Annotated in this window: 11 protein-coding genes; 5 read left to right on the plus strand and 6 right to left on the minus strand. The window is 70.4% G+C overall.

Annotated elements, in window-relative coordinates; all coding sequences use genetic code 11:
- Positions 1-426: 426 nt before the first annotated feature.
- Positions 427-2,967: a Helicase associated domain protein gene (locus ACWCYY_RS39255; RefSeq protein ID WP_449798802.1), complete on the minus strand. Its 2,541-nt coding sequence runs from the start codon at positions 2,965-2,967 to the stop codon at positions 427-429.
- Positions 2,968-3,099: 132 nt separating this feature from the next.
- Positions 3,100-6,279 carry a hypothetical protein gene (locus tag ACWCYY_RS39260; RefSeq protein WP_449798803.1) on the minus strand — a complete coding sequence of 1,060 codons (3,180 nt, stop codon included), beginning with the start codon at positions 6,277-6,279 and terminating at the stop codon, positions 3,100-3,102.
- A gap of 132 nt (positions 6,280-6,411) precedes the next feature.
- Here ACWCYY_RS39260 and ACWCYY_RS39265 point away from each other — a divergent pair, with 132 nt between their 5' ends.
- Complete coding sequence (locus tag ACWCYY_RS39265; RefSeq protein WP_449798804.1) at positions 6,412-10,029, plus strand: hypothetical protein; 3,618 nt, start codon at positions 6,412-6,414, stop codon at positions 10,027-10,029.
- A gap of 636 nt (positions 10,030-10,665) precedes the next feature.
- Here ACWCYY_RS39265 and ACWCYY_RS39270 read toward each other — a convergent pair.
- Positions 10,666-11,511: a nucleotidyltransferase domain-containing protein gene (locus tag ACWCYY_RS39270; protein WP_449798805.1), complete on the minus strand. Its 846-nt coding sequence runs from the start codon at positions 11,509-11,511 to the stop codon at positions 10,666-10,668.
- Positions 11,512-11,732: 221 nt separating this feature from the next.
- Positions 11,733-12,431: a hypothetical protein gene (locus tag ACWCYY_RS39275; RefSeq protein ID WP_449798806.1), complete on the minus strand. Its 699-nt coding sequence runs from the start codon at positions 12,429-12,431 to the stop codon at positions 11,733-11,735.
- A gap of 379 nt (positions 12,432-12,810) precedes the next feature.
- Here ACWCYY_RS39275 and ACWCYY_RS39280 point away from each other — a divergent pair, with 379 nt between their 5' ends.
- From ACWCYY_RS39280 to ACWCYY_RS39290, 3 genes are all read left to right on the plus strand, one after another.
- Positions 12,811-13,569, plus strand: coding sequence for a TnsA-like heteromeric transposase endonuclease subunit (locus tag ACWCYY_RS39280; protein WP_449798807.1), 759 nt, complete (start codon positions 12,811-12,813; stop codon positions 13,567-13,569).
- On the plus strand, positions 13,566-15,992 hold the full coding sequence (locus tag ACWCYY_RS39285) for an integrase (protein ID WP_449798808.1): 2,427 nt from the start codon (positions 13,566-13,568) through the stop codon (positions 15,990-15,992). The genes ACWCYY_RS39280 and ACWCYY_RS39285 overlap by 4 nt, the downstream gene beginning before the upstream one ends.
- A 90-nt stretch (positions 15,993-16,082) precedes the next feature.
- Complete coding sequence (locus tag ACWCYY_RS39290; protein ID WP_449798809.1) at positions 16,083-17,138, plus strand: hypothetical protein; 1,056 nt, start codon at positions 16,083-16,085, stop codon at positions 17,136-17,138.
- 96 nt (positions 17,139-17,234) lie between these two features.
- Here the strand turns inward: ACWCYY_RS39290 and ACWCYY_RS39295 are convergent, their stop codons facing one another.
- The gene (locus tag ACWCYY_RS39295) at positions 17,235-19,622 is read right to left on the minus strand and encodes a Helicase associated domain protein (protein ID WP_449798810.1); all 2,388 of its coding nucleotides are present in this window, start codon (positions 19,620-19,622) and stop codon (positions 17,235-17,237) included.
- 263 nt (positions 19,623-19,885) lie between these two features.
- Between ACWCYY_RS39295 and ACWCYY_RS39300 the strand changes: the two genes are divergently transcribed.
- Positions 19,886-20,980 carry a hypothetical protein gene (locus ACWCYY_RS39300; protein WP_345280562.1) on the plus strand — a complete coding sequence of 365 codons (1,095 nt, stop codon included), beginning with the start codon at positions 19,886-19,888 and terminating at the stop codon, positions 20,978-20,980.
- Between the two features lie 102 nt (positions 20,981-21,082).
- Here ACWCYY_RS39300 and ACWCYY_RS39305 read toward each other — a convergent pair whose 3' ends face one another.
- Positions 21,083-21,595 carry a hypothetical protein gene (locus ACWCYY_RS39305; protein WP_345280002.1) on the minus strand — a complete coding sequence of 171 codons (513 nt, stop codon included), beginning with the start codon at positions 21,593-21,595 and terminating at the stop codon, positions 21,083-21,085.
- Positions 21,596-22,333: the final 738 nt, after the last annotated feature.

The following is a 22,333-nucleotide window of genomic DNA, read 5'->3' on the forward strand; positions in this document are numbered from 1 at the left end:
GCATATATAATCATCCGGCGACCACCTTGATATTCACGATGTATTGGACTCTCTTTCCCGCCACGACGCTCTTCCGATCTGGGGCGGGACCCGCTCCGCGTGTCCTGGACCTGACCTTCGGTCAGGTCGGGCCCGACGCTTCGCTTTCGGGCCGGCCGTCTCCGCTTCGCTCCGTCGGCGCGGGTGGTTGATGTTTCGTCATATGTGCTTGCTTGCTTTGTGGTTAGGGTCAAGACTGGCTGACTGGTGCAGAGGGTTGGTCGGGGGTTCGGGTGCGCCTCGAAATTGGTCTAGGCCTGTTGGATGCTCCACTCCTCTGCCGGTGCCGCGGCTGCTCAGGCGGGTGAGACCAGGGCCGCCATAGCCTTGTTTCCTTAGCTCATTTTTCCCGACGCTTCCGAGTTCTGCTCCCGTCCCTCCTCCGGATCACGCCGAGCCCGGAGTGGAAGCCCACTCCTCCCCGAGAAGGCCGGCGATGACCGCCTGGTCTTCAGTCCGGAGCGTGCCGCTGCGGACTTTGCTCCTCGTCTTGGCGAGCCAGGCCCCGATCGCGATCTTCTCGCCGTCGACGGTGACGCTCTCGCGGGCTTCGGGGAGCCGGCCCTCCTCGCGGATGAGGAACGCCTCAAGCAGGTCGGTGTTCTGACGGAACGTCCGGCGCGGGCGAGCGGGGGCCGGTCGCAGGGGGTTGGTCTGCGGGGTGAGGCCGAGCTCGGTGAGCAGGTGCTGCTGGCCGGGGTGGAGCTTGGCCCAGCCGGTGAGCTGGCGCTGCAGCCAGGGGCCGATCTTGATGCCCGCGAGGACGCTGTCGGGGTGGAGGGCAGCGGGGTCGTTGCCGGCACGGAGATGGGTGCGGAGGGTGGCGTATTTGCGGTGCCAGTCGGGGCCGTGGGGCAGGCGCCAGTGGAGGTCGATGTGGTCGAGGGCGGCGGTGCGCTCAGGGGTGAGGTCGCCGCGGGTGGCTTTGGCGCGTTGTTCGGCGAGGAAGCGTCCGCCGGGGTCGGTGGTGGGGATGGCGAGGTGACCGGTCTGCAGGTGGTGGGCGGTGATGGTGGTGAGGTTGGCCTGCCACTGGGCATCGGGCACGCTCCAGATCATCCCGAGAGCGTCGAGTTCCGCAGTCCACTCGGGCGGGAGTTCACCACGCTGGTAGGCGGTGCGCTGGCCGGAGATGAACTCGCCCAGGGTGTAGCCGTATGGGTCGACGTACTCGTGCGGGACGGCGAGGTGGCCGTGTTCGTCGTGGTAGGCCTGGGCGGAGGCCAGGCCCTTGAGGCGGGGCCTGGTGCTGATGCGGGCGGGGTCGAAGGAGATGAGGTCCATCGCCCTGGCGATCGCCTCGAGCTGGATGTCGTAGTCGAAGCGCCAGCGGCGCCTGACCAGTTCACGGATCTCCCCCGGCAGCCGGTTGGCACGGTTCGGCAACCGCTCGGCGATGCGGTGGTCGTGGCTGCGTAGCGCGGTGGCGATCGCCCATACCGGCTCGTACGGGGTGCCGAGGATGTCGGTGGGATCGGCGCCCGCAGGGATGTAGGCGGGGATGATCAGGTGGGCGAGCTTGTCGGCGCCGGCGGGCTTGCGCAGGGCGCGGCCGAGGGCCTGGACGCAGCGGATGACGCTGCGGGTGGTGTCGGCGATGACGATGCCGTCGACGGCTCCGATGTCGATGCCCTCGGTGAGGACCTTGGCGTTGGTGAGGATCGCGGCCGGCGCGGCGGTGAAAGCGTTGAGGGTGTCGCGGCGGTCCTCGGGCAGGTCGTCGCCGTTGATGTGCAGGACGGTCGGCATGGTGGCGGGGCGCAGCTCTGCGGGGAGGCGGCGCAGGGTGTGGGGGTACTCGCGGGTGAAGTCCCGGGCGGAGGCGACCTCGTTGAAGTACACGATCACGTGGTGCAGGCCGTTGTCGGTCATGGCCTTGTGCACGGCGAGGTGCAGGGCGGTAGTGCGCAGCGCACTGCCGGCTCGGTCGCCGATGGGCTGGGCGCTGGCGGTCCTCACGTCGTCGGTCCGGGCGTTGCCGGGCTGGGCGCCGGTGGCCGGGGAACTGCCCGGTGGGGTACCGGTGCTCGGGGCACTACCGGCCGCGGCGTTGGCGGGCTTGGCTGTGGGGTCGGTACGGAGGCGTCGGTGGAGGTCGGTGTCGGTGATGGTGGGGATGAGGATGCGGTAGTCGGCGAGGACGCCGTCCTCGACGGCCTGGTGGAGGGGGTAGTGGTGGACGGTGGGGCCGTAGAGGTGGGTGTTGTCGAGTGAGTTGACCAGCCGCGGATCACGGGAGGCGCGGTTGATGGTGGTGCGTCGACGGGGACGATGGGGTGCGGCGTCGGGGTCGGCGGCCAGGTCGGGGCTGTCCCAGATCCTGGGGGTGGCGGTGAGGAAAAGGCGCCGGTCGGCCTGGAGCTCGCGGTTGTCGAGGATCTTGGCCCAGGTCTTGTCGTGGTGTCCGGATATGCGGTGGGCCTCGTCCATGATCGCGAGGTCGAACGCGGGGGCCTGCAAGGCCTGTTGGGCTTCGGTGATCTTGCGGAGGCTGTCGTAGAGGACGAACACCGTCAACTGCCCGACGCTCTTCATCAGGCGGGCGAGGCGGGTGAAGTCGCCGGTGCTACCGACGTTTGCCGCCTTCAGGTCCGTGCTCCCGCCGGCGTCCATCGAGGAAACCAGCAGCATCGGCTCCCGACGCCGGTCCGCACGCCACGCCAACGCCGTCTGCACCGCCAAGTCCTTCGTCGGCAACACCACCAACACCCGGCGCGCGCCGACCTCCTCGGCGACCCGGACCCCGATCAGCGTCTTCCCCGTCCCGCACGCCGACACCACCGTCGCCCGCGACCCTGCACGGCGCAGCTGCCGGGCGGCGGCCGCGATCCCCGCCTGCTGGTCCGGACGCGGCCGACGACGCTCCACCGCGGGTGGGGAGGTGGCCGTAGCCGTGGCCAGGGTCGAGGGGTCGGGTGTGGTCGTCACAAGCAGCAAGTCTCCCAGCCTAAGCGTGCGGGGTGCGGGTGATAGCTGTCGGGTCATCCTGGCGTGTGGGGAGATGAGTTGAGTCGCGATGGCTCAGGACTCCCGCACCGGCGGCTGCGGTGGCTCGTCTCATCACAGGTCTGGGAGCTTTCCTGCTGCGGCCCGCCGTACCAGAGCGCTGCGGTCACTGGCGAGTTGGCTGAGGATCGCGTCGTACGGTTCCTGCTCCTTCTGTGGAAGGCGGCTTAGTGTGTGTGCCAGGTTGGCGCGAACGACAGTGTTCGTGTCGGCTGCGAACGTCCGTGCTCGTTCGGGGTCCTCGTGCGAACGGCGAGACCAGCAAATGACCGCGACCTGACGTAGGTGGCGGGCGGGATGCGCGGCGATGAGGTGGATGGGGACGGGTGCGAGCTGGTCGGTGACGCGCAGGGTCTCGGCACACAGGCCGAGGGTGGCGGTGCTGCCCGGCCGGGCGGTGATGTGGGCGAGGGTGTGCTGGTTGATGGTGTCGGCTTGTTCGGGGGTGGTGGCGCATTCGGCGGCGGCGTGGAGGGCTGCGGCGGGCAGGTTCTGGGCGTCGGTGATGACGGTGAAGGTGCTCAGGGGATGGCGGGATACCTCTTCGAACTCGTCTGTGGGGTTGCTGCCTGGGCTTGTGTGCAGGGCGATCAGGGCGTCGACCATGGCGGTTCGGACCTTGGGGACGAGCGTCGGGGCCAGTTTGGCCAGGGCCCGCAGGACAGTGGTGCGCCGGTCGGCTGTATCGCGCCGGTCTTGTGCCCAGGTCAAGAGATGGTGTGCGGCTGTGTTCCGCAGCTCTTCGATGGTGCCGTTCTCGGGGGCGTTGGTGGTGCTCGTGGCAGGCAGTGCGGTGAGGAGGCCTGCGCACAGGATGGGCCAGTCGCCCAGGTCGCTGGTGACGCCGGGGATGAGCAGCGGCTCGGTGAGGAGCTTTGCGGTTAGGTTTCGTGCGGTGCTCTCCACGGCCGGGCCGGTGACGCGCCAGCTCGCCAGGACGGTCACGGCATGGAGGCTGCCTTCCGTCGCGTGATGGCGCAGTTCCTCCTCGATGCTTTCATGGTGAGCAGTGACCGCGGCCAGGTAAGCCTCCGCCCGATGGATGTCGAGTTTCACGGCTTCCCAGAGTGCGCTCACCGCTTGCGCTGATTCGGCAAGGCCGACCTCGACACAGGCTGAGAAGAAAGCGAGCATCTCCTGGTCGGTGTACCGGTAGTGGTTGGACTCTCTGGGCAGCCAGGTCAGGATGGTCGGCCAGACCCGGGTCACTGCGGATTGTGGGAGGCGATGGCCGAGTGCGGCGAGGGCTCCTACGGCGTACCTGACGGGATCGCTTGTTGACGGTCCGTCAGGCAGCCCTGTGATGATGATCGTGGCCAGTTCACCTGCGATGGCCTCGACTTCGTGGTCGGGGACGAGGTCGCCCTGTTCGGCGAGGACTGCCGCGGCTGCCTCTTTCACCCACCGGGCGCCGACGGTGAGGAAGCGGGCGACGGCGAGGAACTGCTCTGCCTTCTTGGCGGCGGCTACCGCCTTCTTGCGCTCTCCGGCGAGGACGAACTGCCGCACAGCAGGCTCCGGGAGCTCGGCGCGCTCCCATGCCTCGCCCAGCCGTTTGCGGGCGAGGCGCTCGTCCACCAGGCCTGCGCCGAGGCGCTCTTGCCACAGCCAGCGCCGGGCCCCGCGGATGGCCGCCCGCGGATGGTCATCGAGCAGTTCTTCCAACGCGCTGACCGCTGGGTCGAAGACTCCTTGGATGAGGCCCTGTTCGCGGGCTCCGATCGTTCGGGCGCCCAGCAAGGCTTTCGCAGACTGGTCGAAGCCGTCCGCGCCGAAGGAGAACTGGTGGGAGAGCAGCGAGATGGAGCGCAGGGCGTAGCGGGCGTCCGCGCCAAGGCCTGCGGGCATCGCTGCCAGGACCGCTCTGCGGTAGGACTCCACCGCGTCGCGTCCTTGGTCGTCCATGGCGAGCGCCCGTCCTTGGCGCATGAGGGCTAGGGAGGCGAGCCGCTCGTGGATGCGGCCGCTCAGGGCTCGGCCAGCCAGGTCGGCGTAGGCCTGGGCGGCCGGTGTGCCGGCGCGGATGTCCAGGTCAGCCAGGCAGCACTGCATGCGTACCCGGATCTCGGCTGGCTGGGTGTCGGCGATACGGCCCATCAGGTCCTGCAGGTTGCGCGGGTCATCCAGGGGGTCGTCGTCCACCACGATCTGCTCGGCGACTGCGAGTACGAGCCGTCCCGCCAAGGAGACGCCGGCGTCGGTGAGTTCGGTGAGCGCGCTGACGATCGGGTCCAGGTGGTAGCCCTGGACATACCAGTCGTCGATGGCCTGCAACACGGTGTACAGGTGTGCTTCGACCCCGTTGCAGTCGGCAGCCAGGCGTTTGGCTCGTGCCAGTTCCTGCTGTGCGCGGAAGCCGTCGTCGTGGCGGTCCATCAGGATGCCCGCAGCGGCCACAAGGGCCTGCTCCGGCTCTCCAGCTGCTTGCAGCAGTTCGCTGTGACGCACTCGGATCGCCTCGGCGTGGGCGTGGTAGCCGGCGTGGGTGAGGTCGCCGATGAGGTCGGCCATCAGGGTGGCCGCGTCCAAGGGTGCCGTGGCAGCCATCTCCTCGGCCCGGGCCAGCGCGGGTGCCAGGTCCAAGTGTTCCAGGGGGTCGTTGAGCAAGGCGTAGGCGTTCGGCAAGGACGGCGCGGCTGGGAGTTCGAATCCGTACAGGGCTTTCGCCCACTCGGGGCCGAACACGGCACCCACGACGCTCGGCCGGTCGCGCAGGAAGCGGGTCAGTGCCTGGGCATCGTATAGGTCGATCTCCAGGTCGCCGTGGTAGGCGTCCTGCAAGGCGACGAGTTCGTCCTCCACCGCGGTGTCGTCCTTCTCCACCTGGCAGCCGACCGCCAGGACGAACCGGACCGCTTCGAAGCGCCGCTTCTGCCACTGTGGCTGAGGGGTGCTCGTTCTGGACGGGCCAGCGAAGTCGGTCACCGCCATGCGCAGCGCAGCAGGGCTCAGTGAGACGATCCGCCGGACCTGGTAGACGTGCGTCTTCCCGTCTTTTCGGCCGATCAGGTCAAGGCCGCCCTGGTCCTGGCCGGAGCGCCCGTAGCCGCGGATGTCGTTCATCCCGTCCACCAGCCACATCGTCTCGCCGACCAGACGCTCGAACACCGGTGGGGAGAGCCTGCCGCACGGCAGGATGTCCGCCGCCAACGGCGGCGGCAGCGGTTCACTCTGCCGTCGGCTGACCAGCGCACTCAAGCGCAGCGGCTTCTGGTCCTCGCCTGCGTCTGCCACCGCTGCTCCTCACTCGCGCGCTCTTCTCGTCTATCAGTACCACCCGAACCCCACAGCGGTGGGCAGCTGCAGCCCAGGCGCAGCTGCCCAGCGAAAGCTGGCCGTGTGGCTGGGCACTGCTAGCGTGTTCCGGTGACCTCGAATGGCGCTCCTGGAGCGGAAGTTGCCCCCGACCGGCTCGTAGACGGGTCCAAGACGGCGGAGGCGCTCACCGAGCTGGGAGCCAACGGCGAGCGGGCGCTGGCCCACCTCCGCACCGCTGACCAGATGCTCCAGGAGCCCGAGCGCTGGCCTCGCCCCTTCGAGACCGTCCAGGCGGCCTGCCGGTCCGCTCTGGATGCACTCCTCAAGGAAGCTGGAGAGGACTTCGAGGGTCCACGCGACGCCCAGGAACAGGTCAACAGGGAGATCGCGGCCCTCATCGAACAGGCCGGGAAACAGGACCAGACGCCGCTGGGCAAGCTGCTCGTCGCGCTTGACGCCGCCGATGTCCCGGACGTCCTAGAGCCGAAGGCGGGCCTCGGAGCGAGCGTTCGGCGGCTGATTCTCATCCCCAGTGGTCGGCTGCCAACGCTGGCCGACCCCCGGCCGGAGTACGAGGCACTCCGCGAGCTCCTGGATCTAGCCGAGAAGCTGGAGGCCCTGCCCGCTGGCGCGGACCAGCGGGCGCTTGTCGAGATCCTGCGGCGCGTACGGCAGGCCCGCCAGGCGTCTGGGGCGGCCGAAGCGGCCGCCCGCCCGGACGGCCTCGACCGCCTGCGGGAGGCATGGGCCTACCACGGGCGCGAGAAGCAGATCGGCGGCGGCTTTCGGCGCCGCCAGCTGGCCCAAATCGTTACCCAGCGCACCAGTGCCGTTCCCGGAGACGGCGAGGAGGAGGCGTTCCGGGCTTGGGCGAAGTTCTACCAGCGCACCTCCGGCAGCCTGCACGGAGGCGGGGCCGAGGACGAAGCGAGCACCCGCCGCTTGTTCTCCGACCTGCTGGCGCATGTGGAGCAGCTTCTGCTCGACTTGCCAGCCCTGGCCCCGCTGCTGGTCTCGCTGGCTCGTACCGAGGATCCGAGCGCTGAGGACGCCGCCGCAGTGGCCGCGATTCACCAGCCCCGAGCGACCCGCTGGTTCTTCGCCAACGCCGTCAGTCCCGCTTGGCTCGACCTCGTCGCCAAGGCGCGGCTGCTGCCCCAGGCCGAGCAATGGCCGGCCCAGCCATACCTTGAGCGCGTCGCGCAGGTGGAACCACAGCGGGTCCTGGCCTGGATCGAGAAGCACCGAGACGCGTTCACCGGCGCGGCCCCGTCTGTGCTGGATGGTCTGCTGCGGGTTGCCAGCGCCGTCGGCGGGGCCTCCGCCCCCGTGGTGCGGGCCCTCCTGAGCCAGGACGGCACAGTGGAGACGCTGTGGCGCCAGCTGGTGCTGTGGCTGGTCAACGTCCCGACCGGCGAGCGAACCACCGACTGGGTGGAGGTGGCCAAGCGGGTGCTGCTGTACGTGGTGGCGCACCCCGCCGGGCAGTACTGGGAGCTCCAGGCGCAGCTGAGGGAGCTCCTCCGGACCGCGTACGGGCCGGACGGTGCAGGGGAGGCGGCCGTAGTGCAGGCTGTACGCGGCGCGCTCACGGCGGTTGTCGAGGCCGCCGTGACGTCCGAGATGGAGCAGGCTGACCTCGACCGGGTGGACGACCTGCGGCACGTGGTCTCGGCCGACGACTTCGGCCCATCTGCCTCCCGGGTCGCGGTCCGCGCCCGTCTCGACTTCGCCCGGACCGAGTTCCAGCACGGCGTCCCCCTGGCCGAGCGCACCGCCAGATGGTCGGACCTGCCGGGACCCGGCCGGTGGGCGGACAGGGTGCTGGCCGCGCACCTGCTGGAGACCATCCCCCAGCAGCACGACGGCTCCGATGCCTCCCAGAGCTGGCTCGCAGCTGCCCGCAGCACCCTGAAGCGCCTGGGCGACGTCGTGATGGTCGGTGCCGACACCGCCGACCTTCTCGCCGCCGCCCTCGACCGCTGCCCGCCTGAGGTCGTGCCCGGGCTGGAGGCGGAGCTCGCAGCCGCACTTGGCCCCGCCCCGGCCGGGGCCGACCTCGACGCGGGCCGAAGCGCCCTTGCCGACTGGGCTGTGCCGGCCCCGCGTGGCTGGGCCACGGTGTGGTCGCTCTCCCCAGTCCTCCCGGCGTCGGTGCTCGCCCCGTGGCAGCTGGTGGTCGACGCGGTGACTGAACTGCTCGGGCCCGCCCCGGCCCGACCGCTGCCGCGCTTTCGGTTCGTCCCCTACCTCGACACCCTCACGGCCGCCGCCCAGGAGCTCGCGGCCGTGGCCATCGACCAGGGGGTGCCGGCAGCCGCCGCGCTCCTGCGGCAGCGGCAGCAGTCCGGTGCCCTATCCCCGGACTACGCCTGGATCGTCGTGGGGCAGCTCGTCACCACCGACCCGGCCCTGTGGGCCGCCGACGTCCCCGCAGTCACCGCAGCCCTCGCAGACCCCGGGCTACAGCAGGCCTACCTGGCCGCGCTACACGCCCCGCTGACCGCCGACCCGTGCACACTCACCGACCGCGAAGCCACCACGAGGGCCGTCATCACAGCGCTGTGGAGCCTGCCCGGCACGCCCGGCATCGGGGACTCGGTCCGGCAGAAGGCGCAACTGACGCTGTGCCTGGCGCTGAGCGAGGCATGGACGCTCGGCATCGACCTCGGGGACATCTCGGTCGCGGTCACCGACTGGTTGCAGGCGGCCGTCCACGCCTGGACCGAGCCGGCCATCTCGGTGGCCGACCCGCTGTCGGCCGCACATCAGGAGATCGGCGGCCTCGCGCTCGACACCCTCATCCGCTACGCCCTGACGTTCGTCGTGGGCCCGGCCGAACTCACAGTGGCCGTCGAGACCCTGCTCGACAGCATCCTCAACGAGGGCACCGACAACCGCGCCCTGGCCGTCGTCGGCCAGCACCTCCCCGCCCTGATCCAGCACGCGCCCCGCTGGGTCGACCGGCACCAGGCAGCCCTCTTCGACCTCGACCAGGCGGTCGTGCCCGCGCTCCTCGGGATCAACTCCCGACCGAGCATCGACGCTGCCGGCCTGCGGATCCTGCAGCGACTCGCCCCGTCCCAGCTCGCCGCCTACCTGAGCGGCACCAGCGGCGACGAGACAACGAACGCAACCCTCTGGCAGTACTGCGCGGCCCTGCTCCTGGCTAGGCCAGCCGACCTCGGCGGCCGCCCTGAGTTCCTCGCTCTCCTCACCACTCACGATGGCGGCCCGGCCGCGATCTCCCGGCTTCTGGGCGCGGCGGGCTTCCTCCTGCCCCGCACCGTCGCACCGGAGAACGCGGCGGATATCGAGCAGGGTGTTGAGTTGTGGAAGGACGTTCTCACCCTCGACCTTCCCGGCTCGGCCGACCACCTGCACAGCGCCGGGAACTTCGCCTACAACGCCGCGCTGGACGACGCGCTGTGGCTGGACCTGACCGCCCAGACACTCGAACGCACCATGGACATCGCCAACGTCACCGCCGTGGCGCGGCGCGCGGCCCGGCGTCCGGACCTTGAGGCCGCCCACCGGGTTCTCGCCGTCCTCTCGGCCGCCGGTACCGCCGACGACTCCGCTGTGGCGTGGTTCCGGAGCGCACAGATCAAGGAGGCGGGCATCGAGCTGTGGCAAGCAGCCAAGCCCGGCACACCGGGCCGCGCGGAGCTCGGCCAAGCTCTCGCCCGCTACCACGACTTCCTCGAAGGCGCCGTGGAGGAGTGAAGTTTAGAAGCCGTTCTACCGCCCGAGCCACACGTGGGCTGGCCGCTGGTGCCTGCCCGACTCGTACGGGCGGAACAGCGAGTGCAGCGCATCTCCGCAGTCCAGGCATACTCGGGGGGAGTTGCTCTTGGTAGCTCCAGCCGGGTTCGGTGAACTGCGCAGCAAGCCCTTCGGCGGCAGGTCACTACCTCACCTGGCGTGGATAAGCTGCGGGGCCGTCAGATCACTGCCCTGGGTGTCTGTTTCGTGCACGGTGCCAACCGTGTCAGCTCTGGCCGGGCCCCGGCCAGAGGCACTGCCTGGCGGGCGAAGAAGGGCGGGCACCGCCTCTCGCGGGGCCGCGGGCGGGATGAGCGGGGAGGGTGGGGTGGGTTCGGTCATGACACGTCCGTGTCCCGGCTGGCCGGGGCGGGAAGGTGGGTACGGATGTGCCCGCGGTGGGCGAAGGCATCGAAGGGCTCCCACTGGGTGAGTGCGAGCGGCGGTCCCAACTGGCCGATGATCCAGGCCGAGCAGGAAGCCGAGGAGAGGGCAGGCGCCGCGGGCGGACCCGGCGCTCACGCCGGATCCGCGTTCTTCGCCGACCTTCTCGCGCACTACAACCCCCAGCAGCGCCCCTGATCCGGCGCGACCCCGTTATGCCAGGGCGGCGGGAGTCACGTGTAGGGCGTGCAAGGGCTGGCGGGCCGTGGTCGGCAGGACCTCGAACCATGCCTGGCCTTCGTCCAGGTAGCGTTCCGCGCTCCGCCAGTAGCGCCAGCCCAGGTCGACGAAGCAGTCGACGGCCTCGTCCGCCGTGCCGTACACCAGGTGCTGGCCGTGGACCTCGACGCGTTCCAGTGCCTGACCGGTGCTCTCCAAGCGGGCGAGCGCGGCGGCCGCCGCGCGGCGAAGCGGGCTGTTCAGGGCCCAGCGGTCTTGAACATGCGCGGCTGCCATGGCCGAGGCCGGCCAGGCGTCGGGGAGAGGGAACGCGGCCACGGTCGCGGTGCCCTCGGTGCACAGGCGGTGCAGGTCGATGCGGACTGGTCGTGGGAGCAGGTCGGCGACCGCTTTGTACGAGGGCAGGACGTGGTCGCGGGGTGCGCGCCTGGCGGCCGGATCGGGTGTGATCGCGGCCAGCCGTTGCCGGGCCAGGGCAACTGGCTCACCGCGCTGCCACAGCAGGGAGAGCTCGATCCCCTCGCTCTCGAGAGCCTTGCGCTCCTGGAACTGGAAGCTGACACCGCGCCGGCTGCCCCGCAGTGCCTGACGCATCGTCATATAGCTGTCGCGGCCGTCACAGAGGGCGTTGATTGACTCCCGTGTCCAGCGTGCGTCGGTGGTGTGCTCGACGACCACATCCACGTCCCCCACCTCCAGAGCGCCGCGAGCGTAGGACCCGAACAGGTGGATCTCCTCGACCAGGTTCAATGGCCAAGCCCCCTGCTCCAGCCGGTCGAGCATCTCGACCAGCACCGCGGTCGCCCGCTCGCGCTTCATGTGCACTGCTCCTCAAATCTTCATGATCGCAGGGGTGATGGCATACCGGTGGTGGCCGCCGGCCGCTGCAGGGGTGTCGGGACCCGGCCGGTGAACAGGCGCCGCCTGCGGTGATCGCTGCGGAGTGGACCGGGATACATCCGCCCGTGCCGCAGCGATCATCCGTAGTCGCGGCGCTCCTGCCCACCCAGGGTCGGGCGGCCTGAGGGCTCCTGCTCCACTCACGCTTGGTTCGAAAGAACTGCCCGGGCGGCCGTCCGGAACAGGGCACTCTGCCGGTCGACCGGGCCAGGGCCGAGCTCTCGCACGTCCCGCCGCTCGAAGAACCAGTCCATCCTCTCCGCGGCCTCCCTGCCCTGTCGGCGCCGGTCGCGCTCCAGCGCCTCGGCGAACTCGGCCGGGGCTTCCCTTGTGTCGTGGATGAACACGACCACCACGTGCTCGCTCTCGTGGCCCACGGTCTGCACCCGCCAGCCCAGTTGGCGGGCCGCACGGCGCAGGGCGGCCCGGATCAGGGGGAGGCCGCCCAACGCCTCGGTCTCGGCCGGGGATAGGTTGGCCTGCAGGGATCCACCATAGCCGCCGGCCCCTTCCGGGCTGGTGGACTCCAGAACAGGCAGCAGGGCGTCCGACAACGCCACGCACCGCGGGTCCTTCGACATTGGCGGCTTCCTGGCCGAGGGTGCGGCGACCGGTTCCACGGCCCGCTGGGCAGCCGGTGCTGACTCGACGACAGCGGGCGTGTCCAGGTGACGTTCCAGGACGACCAGGGCCTGACTCATGCCGTCCTGGTCGAGCCTGGCGGGCAAGAGGCCCGCATCGCCACAGGCGACGACGTGCGCCAGGGCCTTCTGATAGGACAGGGGCCGGGCCTTGGTGAGAGCCTTGGCCAGACGGGTGCGGTGGGTCTTGGCGGTCATGCGCGTTCCGATCCAGGCCTGCTACGAGCGGAGCACATCCCACCGCGCGATGTCTCCGGCAGACCACTGGATGTGATGGAAGGTCAGGACCAGTGCCGGGTGCATCCATTGTGGTCCGGGCGGCGGCCCGGTTCACCCAAGGCGGTGGCCATACAGGGCGGCACGCACCCACAAGTGCGAGGGTGATGATTGTGCCACAACCCTGGTGCCGGTGTTCGGAGTTCCCGGCATCGGCACTGCCAGGGAATGCTCGCAGTGCTGGCTTGAACTTGTCGTGTTTCTGGGGTGAGGGCAACGGCCGTGGCGGTGCGCGTGCTACGAGATCTCTCTCGGGCCGTTCACGGGCGGCCGGATGTGATCTGACATCCAAGGGGGCTTTGTGGCGCGCGAGTTGCGGGTTCTTCATCAGGACCGGAGCGGGATGCGGCGGACGCTGGCGGCCGAGCGGCTCGCCGGGGTGCCGTTGGCGGAACGTGGTGAGGTGTGGAGGCCGTCGCGGCATCCGGCGCAGTGCAGCATCGTGACCTGGTGGTGGTCGGCGACGACCGGTCGGCATGTGGGCTGCCGGTCGCTGGATGTGCTCTCGACGGCGATGCTGCTGGACTTCAATCCGGGGGTCACCGATCTCAGTGCCTGGTCGGCGCGGCTTCTGTGGCGTGAGCGGGGCCGGGAGCGGAGTCTGGTGCCGGACTTCTTCGTGCGGACCGTGGGCGGGGAGACGGTGGTGGTGGCCTGCCCGCCCGCGGCCGGGCCGGGTGCGCGGTTCGAGCGGCAGCTGGAGGTTCTTCGGCAGGCGTGCCAGGAAGCGGGGTGGCGGCTCGCGACACCGGAGCTGCCCTCGAAGGTGGCGCTGGCGAACCTGCGGTGGGTGTCGCGCAGACGGCATCCGCGGTTCGGTGACAGGCGCGTGGAGGCCGCGTTGGCGGAGGTGTTCTCGGCGCCGCAGCCGCTGCTGGAGGGCGTGGAGGGGTGCGGTGTGCCGAGGATGCTGGCGCTGCCGAGGCTCTATCACATGCTGTGGCACCGGCGGCTCGGTGTGGACTGGGGCCTGCCGTTGGGAGCCGGAACGGTGGTGGGGCCGCTCGGCGACAGCGAGCCGACCGCGGTTCGCCGACCGCTCGCGGTGGAGCAGCGTTGAGCGCGCTGGAGGCCGGGCCCAGGGCGGCGGTGCTGGTGGCGCGTAGCGCTCCGCGCGGGGTGCTGGTGCGCGGTGACCGGGTGCGCTGGCGCGGGAGCCGGTACAGCGTCGCCGGCCTGGACGGGGTGGTGGTGCACCTGGCGTGCGAGGACGAGACCCGGGCGCCGGTGACGGTGCTGCTGGCGGTACTGGCCTCGGCTGCGGACTTCGCGGTCCTCGATGGCGCCGGCCATCCGCTGGCGCAGGAGGAGCTTCCCGACTTCGCGCTGTTGGAAGGCGTTGCGGTGAAAGCCGCCGAGAGGGCTCGGATGTGGGAGCGGGCGGTCATCGAGGTCGACACCGGGCTGCTGCCCGGCGCGCCGCCTGGCTCGAGGCCCAGGCCGGAGTACGACCCGCAGTCCACGACGCTGATCGAGCGGTACCAGGCCAAGGCGGCCGAGCTGAACGCCGTGCTGGGGATGTCGGTGTCCTGGCAGACGGTGCAGGCCAAGCGGCTGAAGTACCGCAGGCGGCGCACCGTGGTGGCGCTGGTGGACGGGCGCAGCACCAAGGCCAGGCGTGAGAGCGGGTTGACCGATCCGTTGGTGGTGGACCAGTTGATGAGGCTGGTGGAGCGTCAGCAGCAGCGGCTGGATCCGCCCAGCGACGCGCGCAAGCTGTTCAAGCAGCTTCGGCGGAAAGTGCGTGCCATTCACGGGCCGGGGGTGCGGGTTCCGGCGGAGCCGACGCTGTACAAGCTGCTCAAGCGCCTGGGTGTGGAGGCTCGGGATCTTGGGGCGGTGCGCAGGCGGCGAAGTGGCGGGCTCGGGGCGGTGCCGCCGTTCTCGGTGACGTCGGCGACGATGCCCGGTGAGCTGGTGCAGATCGATTCGACGGACCTGGACGTGTGGGTTCTCGGCGATGACGGGATGCCCGCGCGGGTGGAGCTCACCGCGGCGGTGTGCGTGGCCACCCGCAGCATCATCGCCGCGGTCGTGCGGCCCAAGCAGGCCCGGCGCAGCAAGGGGAGAAAGGAGGAAGACGGCCGGGGCGGGCTGGTGTCGGGTCAGCGGCCCAAGGGGCGGGCGACGAAGGCGGTGGATGCCTGTGAGTTGCTGGCGCAGTGCCTGGTCCCGGTGCCGATGCGTCCTGGGTGGGATCCGGCTGTCCACGCCAGCGTCTCCGATCTGCCGTTCGAGGAGCTGGTGGCCGTTGACGAGCGGTTCGCGCAGGCGGCGGCCCGGCCGGTGATCATGCCGGATCTGATCGTGATCGACCATGGCACGGTGTTCGCCGGGCAGACGTTCTTCGACGCCTGCGCGTACCTGGGGATCTCGGTGCGGCCGGCCCGGCGCCGCACTCCTCAGGACAAGGCTGTCGTGGAGCGGACGTTCGGGGCGGTCAAGTCGCTGTTCAGCCAGCACGTGAACACCTACACGGGCAATGACCCGGTGCGGGTGCGGCGGACCGTGGATGGTGAGCGGCTGTGGACCCTGGCGGAGCTCGACGGCATGCTCCAGCAGTGGATCGCGCTGGAGTGGCAGAACAAGCCGCATCCGGAGATCGCCGACCCGTACGACGCGTACCTGCCGGAGCTGACGCCGAACCAGATGTACGCCGCGTGCGTCGCTGCGGACGGCTACCTGCCGATCCCGCTGAATAAGGATGACTACCTGAGGCTGCTGCCGACCGCGTGGGTGGGGGTGGGCGAGCAGGGCATCCAGTTCAAGAACCGCACCTACGACCATCCCGAGCGCGATCCCGAGAAGGGGCTGAACCCCTACCGCCGCAAGCACTCCGGGCTGGGCGGAAAGCGGGGTGGACGGTGGGAGCTGCGGTACTCCCCCAACGATCCCTCGCAGGTGTGGCTGCGCGACCACCGCTCTGAGAGGCGGACGGAGTGGGTGGAGGCGACCTGGGTGCACCAGCACAAGGTCAACGCGCCGTGGACGCAGTTCCTGTGGGACGTCGCCGCCTCCCAGCACGTGGAGCGGGGCGGCCGGGTCAAGGACGAGGAGGAGATCGCCCAGGCGCTGGCCGATCTGCTGGAGCGGGCCGCTCAGGGTCCCGAGCGGGCAGGCCGGGTCGCCGTCCCCGATGGCTACACCCTCCCGCCGCCCGCAGCACCCGCGCCGGTCTTCGACCCGTACGCCGGGCGTACCGTGCCGCGCTGGTCCGGCCTCACCGCCTCGTCCCCGTCCAGGATTGGTGATCCGCTGGCGCTGACCGACACCGGCCTCGCTCCGGCCGGCGGGGTGCCCGGCACAGCCGGGGACATCGACTGGGAACAAGCGGCCGTCGTGCCCGACCTCTCCCTGCGGCTGGGGGAACGCCCCTTGGTCGACGGCGCAGATGCGGCTCAGGCCGGTCAGGCGCTCGCTAGCCGCTACCGGAAGGTCATCGCCGAACTCGACCAGGCCGGCGACGAGGGGCTGGTCACCTGATCGCGTCGGCTGGAGAGGTCCGCTGACGGCACGTCACCTCTCGCGCCGCGTGGATCCGCGGGGCCGGCAGGAAGAAGGAGATAGGCACGTATGGACGAGCAAGAGCGCCTGACGCGCGCTGAGAACCGCCTGCTGCTCGAAGTCCCCTCGGCGGGGCCGCTGTTCCTGAAGCCGCCCGCTCCGCTGTGGGTAGAGGACTGCCACACCTGGCGGGCGAGTGCCGCGGTCCGCACACTGCCTCCTGACCTGGCGGACTGCGCACCTGAGGGAACGGACGTCGCCGACCACGACACCCGCCTGCTCTACCACGGGATGATGCTGACGGTGCTCAGCCCAGCGATCGCCAGAGCGTTGCTGGTGGTGGCCGAGCAGATCCGGGCGAACCGCCAGCGCACCCGCGGCCGTGTCGGGGTCATCCTCGACGGCCCCCGCGGCACGGGCAAGAGCACCATCCTGCACGCGATCGGTGTGCACTGGGAGCGCAGGCTGCGCGAGTTGTACGGGGCCGATGAGAACCGGCATCCGGTGGTGTCGCTGAGCGTACCCCCGCCGGTACGCGGCAGCGTGCGCAACTGGGCGGGTGCGTTCGCCCGTTACTTCGGCCAGGAGCGCGAGAGTGGTGACCCGACCGAGTCGGTGATCCGGACGATGCGCAACGCGCGGACCCTGCTGGTACTGGTCGACGGCATCGAACGCCTGCGCACGCCCGTCGAGGCAGAGCAGGCGTTCCAGTTCCTGGACCAGATCCAGGAGGACACCGGCGCGACGTTCGTCTACTGCGGCCGTAACGCGCGCTCCATCGTGGATCCGTTCACCCGTGACAACGACACTCACCTGGAGGAGGGCGAGGAGCTGTGGGGTGACCACCGGGTGCTGCGGACCAGCCGGATCGGCTTCAGCGACGAGGAGCTGGCGAAGTTCGCCCGTATCGTCGACCTGTTCGACGCGGACCTGCGACTGTACCGGCACGAGCGCGGCGACCTGCTGGCCCTGGCGCCGTACCTGCACACGCGCAGCCGCGGCTACATGCGGGCCCTGTCGCACCTCATCTGCCAGGGCGCGCAGCGGGCGATTTTGACGAAGCGTGAGCGCATCACCGAGGAGCTGCTGGAGGAGGTCTCGCTGGGCCGCGTCGAGCAGCTGTGACAGGTGGCCCGCCTCGCGGCCGGGCCGTCGTCTTCGAAAGGCGCGCGCGGTGCGGGGCGGGTGGTCGGCTGTGCGGCGGTGGCCGGCCGCTTGAGCTCAGCGGCCGCCTCCCTTGCCGCGGGCGCGATGGGTGCGACGGATCCTGGCCGCGAGTGTTTCGAGGGCCTGCAGTGCGTGGCTGTGCTCGTCGTCGAGGGTTTGAGCCCTGGTACGGGTTTCGCGCAGGCGGGGCCCGAGGGGGAAGGCCCGGTCGGTGCCGGTCGCGCCCCAGCGCGGCTCGTGGTGGCGGTCGGGGACGTCGAGGTGGCCTTCGCGGAGCAGGAACACCGCCGCGCATTCCAGGAGGCGGTAGAACGCGCGGCGCCCGTCGTCTTGGGCGCTGTTGGCGTACACGCTGTCGGGCAGCGGCGGCACGCCCAGCGCGAGGAGAAGGTCCTGCTGGCCTTCTCGCAGGTCGAAGAACTTCTCCTGTTGCCTGACCAGCCAGTCCCGGTACTCGGCCGCCCTCGACGACGGACGTCCGGTCAAAGCCGCGCGGTGGTGGAGGAACTGCTCCACGCCGCAGTCGGTGACCGCTGCTTTGGCCTTGTTGTACCTGCGCTGCCAGTCCTGGGTCCACGGCGGGTTCCAGTGCGGGTCGATGCCGGCGAGTGCCCGCTGGTGGGCAGCGGGCAGCTTGCCGGCCTTCGCCCTTCTGCGCTGGGTGGCAAGCCACCTGCCCAGGGGGTAGCCGCCGAGGTCCTCGTCGACCGGGACGGTGAGGTCCCCCATCTGGGCGGCCCGGTGGCGGGCGTGCTGGAGCATGGTCTCGAAGGTGGTGACGGGTGTGGTCCAGCGCATGCCCAACTCGTCGAGTGCGGCTTTGCGGGCGGCCGGCAGACGGTCCATCAGGTAACGCAGGCGGATATTGGCGAGGCACTCCCCCAGGGCGAAGCCGCCGAGGGCCGTGTAGTCGAGAGGCACGTCCAGGTGCCCGAAACTGTTTCGGTAGGACTCCATCTCCGCGATGGCCTTCTTCCAGTCGCCGATCGCGGGCAGGGTGGTCTTCAGACCGAGTGCGCGGGCGAGTTGCGCGGCCCGCTCGGGCCGGGCGTAGAGGTTCTGTTCCTTCTCCAGGCGCGGGCTCGGGTGTGAGCCGGCGGGCAGGGCGATGCGGTCCATGAACGAGCGGTCGTGCGCACGCAGCGCCTGCAGCAGCGTGAGCATGCCTCCGAAGGCCGGGTCCTCCAGCAGGTCGGATGCCTTGGTGTCCTTGCCCAGGTAGACGGGGATGATCAGGGTGGTCTTCTTGCCGGCACCCGGTGGCTGGCGCAGGCCGCGGCCGATGGCCTGCAGCGCGTCGATGGTGCTGTAGCGGGGGTCGGCGAAGACCACCGCGTCGACGTCGGGCATGTCGACGCCCTCGTTGAGGACCCGCACGTTCGACAGGACCGCGCACTGCCGACTCGGGCAGCCGAAGTCGTCCAGCAGCAGGCGGCGTTCATCACTGGGCTGCTCGCCGTGGATGGCCCGTGCCCACAGGTCGTCGATGCGCAGCGGCGCGCTCAGTTGCCTGGCAGTCTCGGGCAGGGTGCGGGAGAACTCCTGCGCGTGGGCGACGCGGTTGTGGAAGACCAGGACGCGGCGCAGGCCGTGTTCGGCGATCGCGCGCAGCACGCTGACCTGGATGGCGGCGTTGCGCAGTCCGTTGTGGTGGGCGCTGGTGCCGGGCAGGCGGGCGGCGAGGAGGGGGTGGAGGTCCTCCTCGTGGACGACTGGCATGACGACCTGGTAGTCGGCCAGGATGCCGCGCTCGATGGCTTCGGGCATGCCGAGTTCGTAGATGGTCGGGCCGAAGATCTCGCGGTGGTCCATGGTCGCCATCGGCGGGCTTTCCATGAACGGCGAGGGCTGCGGTGTGCGGTGCTGGGGCGTGTAGTCGTCGGGGTTCCAGATCCTGGGGGTGGCGGTCATGTAAATGCGGGTCTTGGCGGGGACCTGCGCGTCGTCGTGGACGAGGCCCCAGCCGTCGCCGAACGCGGCGCAGGTGCGGTGGGCCTCGTCGGCGATCACCAGGTCCCAGGGCGGGAGGCCGTGCTGCCTGTGGGCTTCGGTGACGCGCTCGAGGGAGTCGTAGGTGGCGAACACCGTGACGGGTCCGCCTGCCAGGACCGTCCCGGCGATCCCCGCGGGGCTCTCCGGGCCTTGCAGCATCCGCGCCTCGTGGCGTTGGAGGCCGCTGTCGGCCTGGCTGAGGGAGCACACGCCCAGGACCTCGCCCTGCAGGCCTGCTTCGCGCCAGCGGCGGGCGGTCTGCGTCAGCAGGGCCAGGGTCGGCATCAGGACCAGGGTCGCCCCCTGCGGGGCCAGGCGGTGCGCGGCCCGCTGGGCGATCAGGGTCTTGCCCGCGCCGCACGCGGCCACCACCGTCATGCGTCGCTCACCGGCGAGCACGGCAGCGGCGATCGCCGCGAGGGCTTGCACCTGGTGCTCGCGCAGCCTCATTCAAGATCCTTGTCCGGTATGAGCGTTGACGGCCGCGGGGACTGTAGTGGCAGTCGGGCGGCGGCGTGGCCGGGGTGCGGGGTTTTCGGCCAAAGTCCTTGGCGCAGGGGTGTCTTGGGGTGGAGGGGCGGGTGTGCGGCGGCCGGGTGGCGTAGAAGGGGGCGTGCAGCGGGGCCGCAAAAGGCGGCCGTCGTACGGGAGAGGCGGTGGATGTCGCGATGGCGACCTCGAGCCAGACGGGCGGGAGCAGGAGGGGCAGGGCGTTGCGGCCGGCCCGGCGGCTGGCACTGTCGGTTCGGTTCATCGGCGGGGAGTCGAACGGGTCGTTCGCCCGGCGGCTGGCGGACGCCAACGGCATCCCGGACGAGGAGTTCTGGCTGATGCTCGGCACGTGCGCCCGCAAGAACGGGGTGCCCTCCGATCCCCGCTACAGCGACGGCTACCTCAACGCCCCGGCCTTGGAGCGCCTGGCGGTGATGGCCGGGCGCAGCATCGCCGAACTGCAGCACGCCCTGCCGAACCTGCGCCCGCGACGGCTGCTGGCGGCCGGGGACGGCCCGGCGTGGGACTGGCCCTGGGACGCCTCCGGTTCCTACCTGGTGCGGGTGTGCGAGCTGTGCGCCCGCGTCAAAGGCACCACCCTGGATGCCTACCTCGCCTCGGAGGCGACCTGGCAGGTCTGTGCCCGGCACGGACGCTGGCTCGACAACCGCCGCGAACCCGGCACCGGCGCCATCGCCCTGGCCGCCCTCCCGGAGGTCATCGAGGCGCACCGGCAACGGCTGCTGATGGAGCGCCGGCTGGGAGCCGGCGGGCGCGCCGCGTTCGCCGACGCCTACGCCCTGCTCTCGTGCTGGTGGAACCTGCCGAGCCTGCGCTCACCCGCATGGCACACCCGCCGCCTCGCCCTGGGCCCGGCCGGCCACGACCACCTGCGCGTCGCGCCCCTGCTGTTCTACCCCGAAGCCGTCCGCCTCGCCCAGGCCCTCGCCGCCCGCGAACGCAGACGCCTTCGCCACACCCTCGCCGACGAACACGACGGCGCCTGGCTGGCCCGCACCGCCGACCTCATCGACACCTGGGACATCCCCGCCGACCCCGCCCTGCACACCCTGGCGATCTGGGCCTCCCACCACCCCCGCACATCCCCGCCCCGCAAACGCGCACCGGCCACTCCCCCGCCCCCACGACCCGCACCAGGCCGCCACCGCCCGCTACCCGCACCAGGCACACCCACCGGCCACGACCTCGACACCACCCTCGGCGAACGCTCCTGCCTGCCCTGGCAGCTCGGCGAACTCCACACCACCAGCCTCACCCCCGCCACCAACGGCTGGACCCTCACCAGCCGCGCCTGACCACCCGTCAACCGCTGGCCCGGCCGCTGGCCGTGTGGGTACTGCTGATGGTGGTGGTGCGGCTTCACAGGCAGGTCGGGGCCGGCGGTACCCGCCAGGGCGTCAAGGGTTCCTCCGCTTGGCGGCGTCCACGGCCGCCCTCTTCAACTGGTCGATCAGCCCAGGAGGCAGGGAGGCGAAGCCGACAAGGGTGTCGAGGGCGGTGTTGGCGGCCGCGCGCCGCTCCTCGCCCGTCATCTGCTCGCACTCCTGGTACATGCCGCGGGTGGTCGCGCCCTGCCCGGCGCGGGCGAGGCGGCGAAAGGCCAGGCTGGCGAAGCCGGGAGCGTCAGGGTCGGTCTGGTTGCGCGGCAGGCTTCCCTGCCGCTCAATGATCGCCTCGCATGCCAGTTCCACGAGACGGGCGCAGGTCACCGGATCCTCGACCAGCAGCGTCAGCGTCACGTCCTGGCAGGAGGTGCAGCGCGCGAGCGCGGCACCGGTGACGGTCTCCAGCAGAGCGGCATCCGTGTTCCAGCCGTCAGGATGCGGACCGTCGTTCACGACGATGCCAGGATGGCGGTGCGGATCCCGCCCGCTGCGACGGCGTGGCTTTCCAGGCTTCTGACGACCCACGAGTTCCTCCTGGACGGCATACCGGACGGGGGCCTACTCGCCCGCGAGCGTAACGACGCAGCCACCCCACACGCGCAGATCCAGCCGAACACCCCCGAAACAGCACCGTGTCCTGCTACACCTCACCCCAACCCCAGGCACCGCCAGCAGACAGGCACCCGACGCGACCAGGAACGCCACTGGCGACAACGAGCCAACCCACCCAGCATGACCCGGTGATCCGTCAGCGGCGTGGCGGGCCTCGGTGCCGGTGACCTCACCGCCTGGCGAGGTTGTCAGTACGCAGCCAGAATTAGGTTCAGGCCTCTTTTGAAAAGATGGTTGAACCAAGAAGCACCAGACCCTAGCCTAGGCCTCCCCGTCACCTCTGGAGGCTGCATGAAGCAAGCCAAATCCAAGCTGAGATTCAACTGCTTCCTCCTCCGCGAGGGACTCGAATCCTATGACCTTGCATTTCGGGTGCAGTACCGTCCTGGCAGCACACAGGGAATGGTCCGGCTCGCCCCAGGAAGTGGCGTACCGGAAGGCTGTGTCGCCTACCTTAGGGAGAACTCGGAAAAGATTCCGGCCTGGGCCAGACTTCTGACGCCCACGTTCTCCGAACTCTCTTCCATCAAGAACATCTCCCACCGCCTCGTCATCTTGAACCGCCCCGTGTTCAGTGGAGACTCGATTTCGTGTAAGGATTCGAGTCATGGCACGTCCCTCCTCCTACCCGCCTGAGCTGCGCCGTCGTGC

It is taken from the genome of Kitasatospora sp. NPDC001664, assembly GCF_053596675.1.

Excerpts from the sequence above, each read along its gene's own strand:
- ACWCYY_RS39290 (WP_449798809.1), top strand. The coding sequence starts at position 16,083 with ATGGACGAGCAAGAGCGCCTGACGCGCGCTGAGAACCGCCTGCTGCTC.
- ACWCYY_RS39270 (WP_449798805.1), bottom strand. The coding sequence starts at position 11,511 with ATGAAGCGCGAGCGGGCGACCGCGGTGCTGGTCGAGATGCTCGACCGG.
- ACWCYY_RS39295 (WP_449798810.1), bottom strand. The coding sequence starts at position 19,622 with ATGAGGCTGCGCGAGCACCAGGTGCAAGCCCTCGCGGCGATCGCCGCT.
- ACWCYY_RS39275 (WP_449798806.1), bottom strand. The coding sequence starts at position 12,431 with ATGACCGCCAAGACCCACCGCACCCGTCTGGCCAAGGCTCTCACCAAG.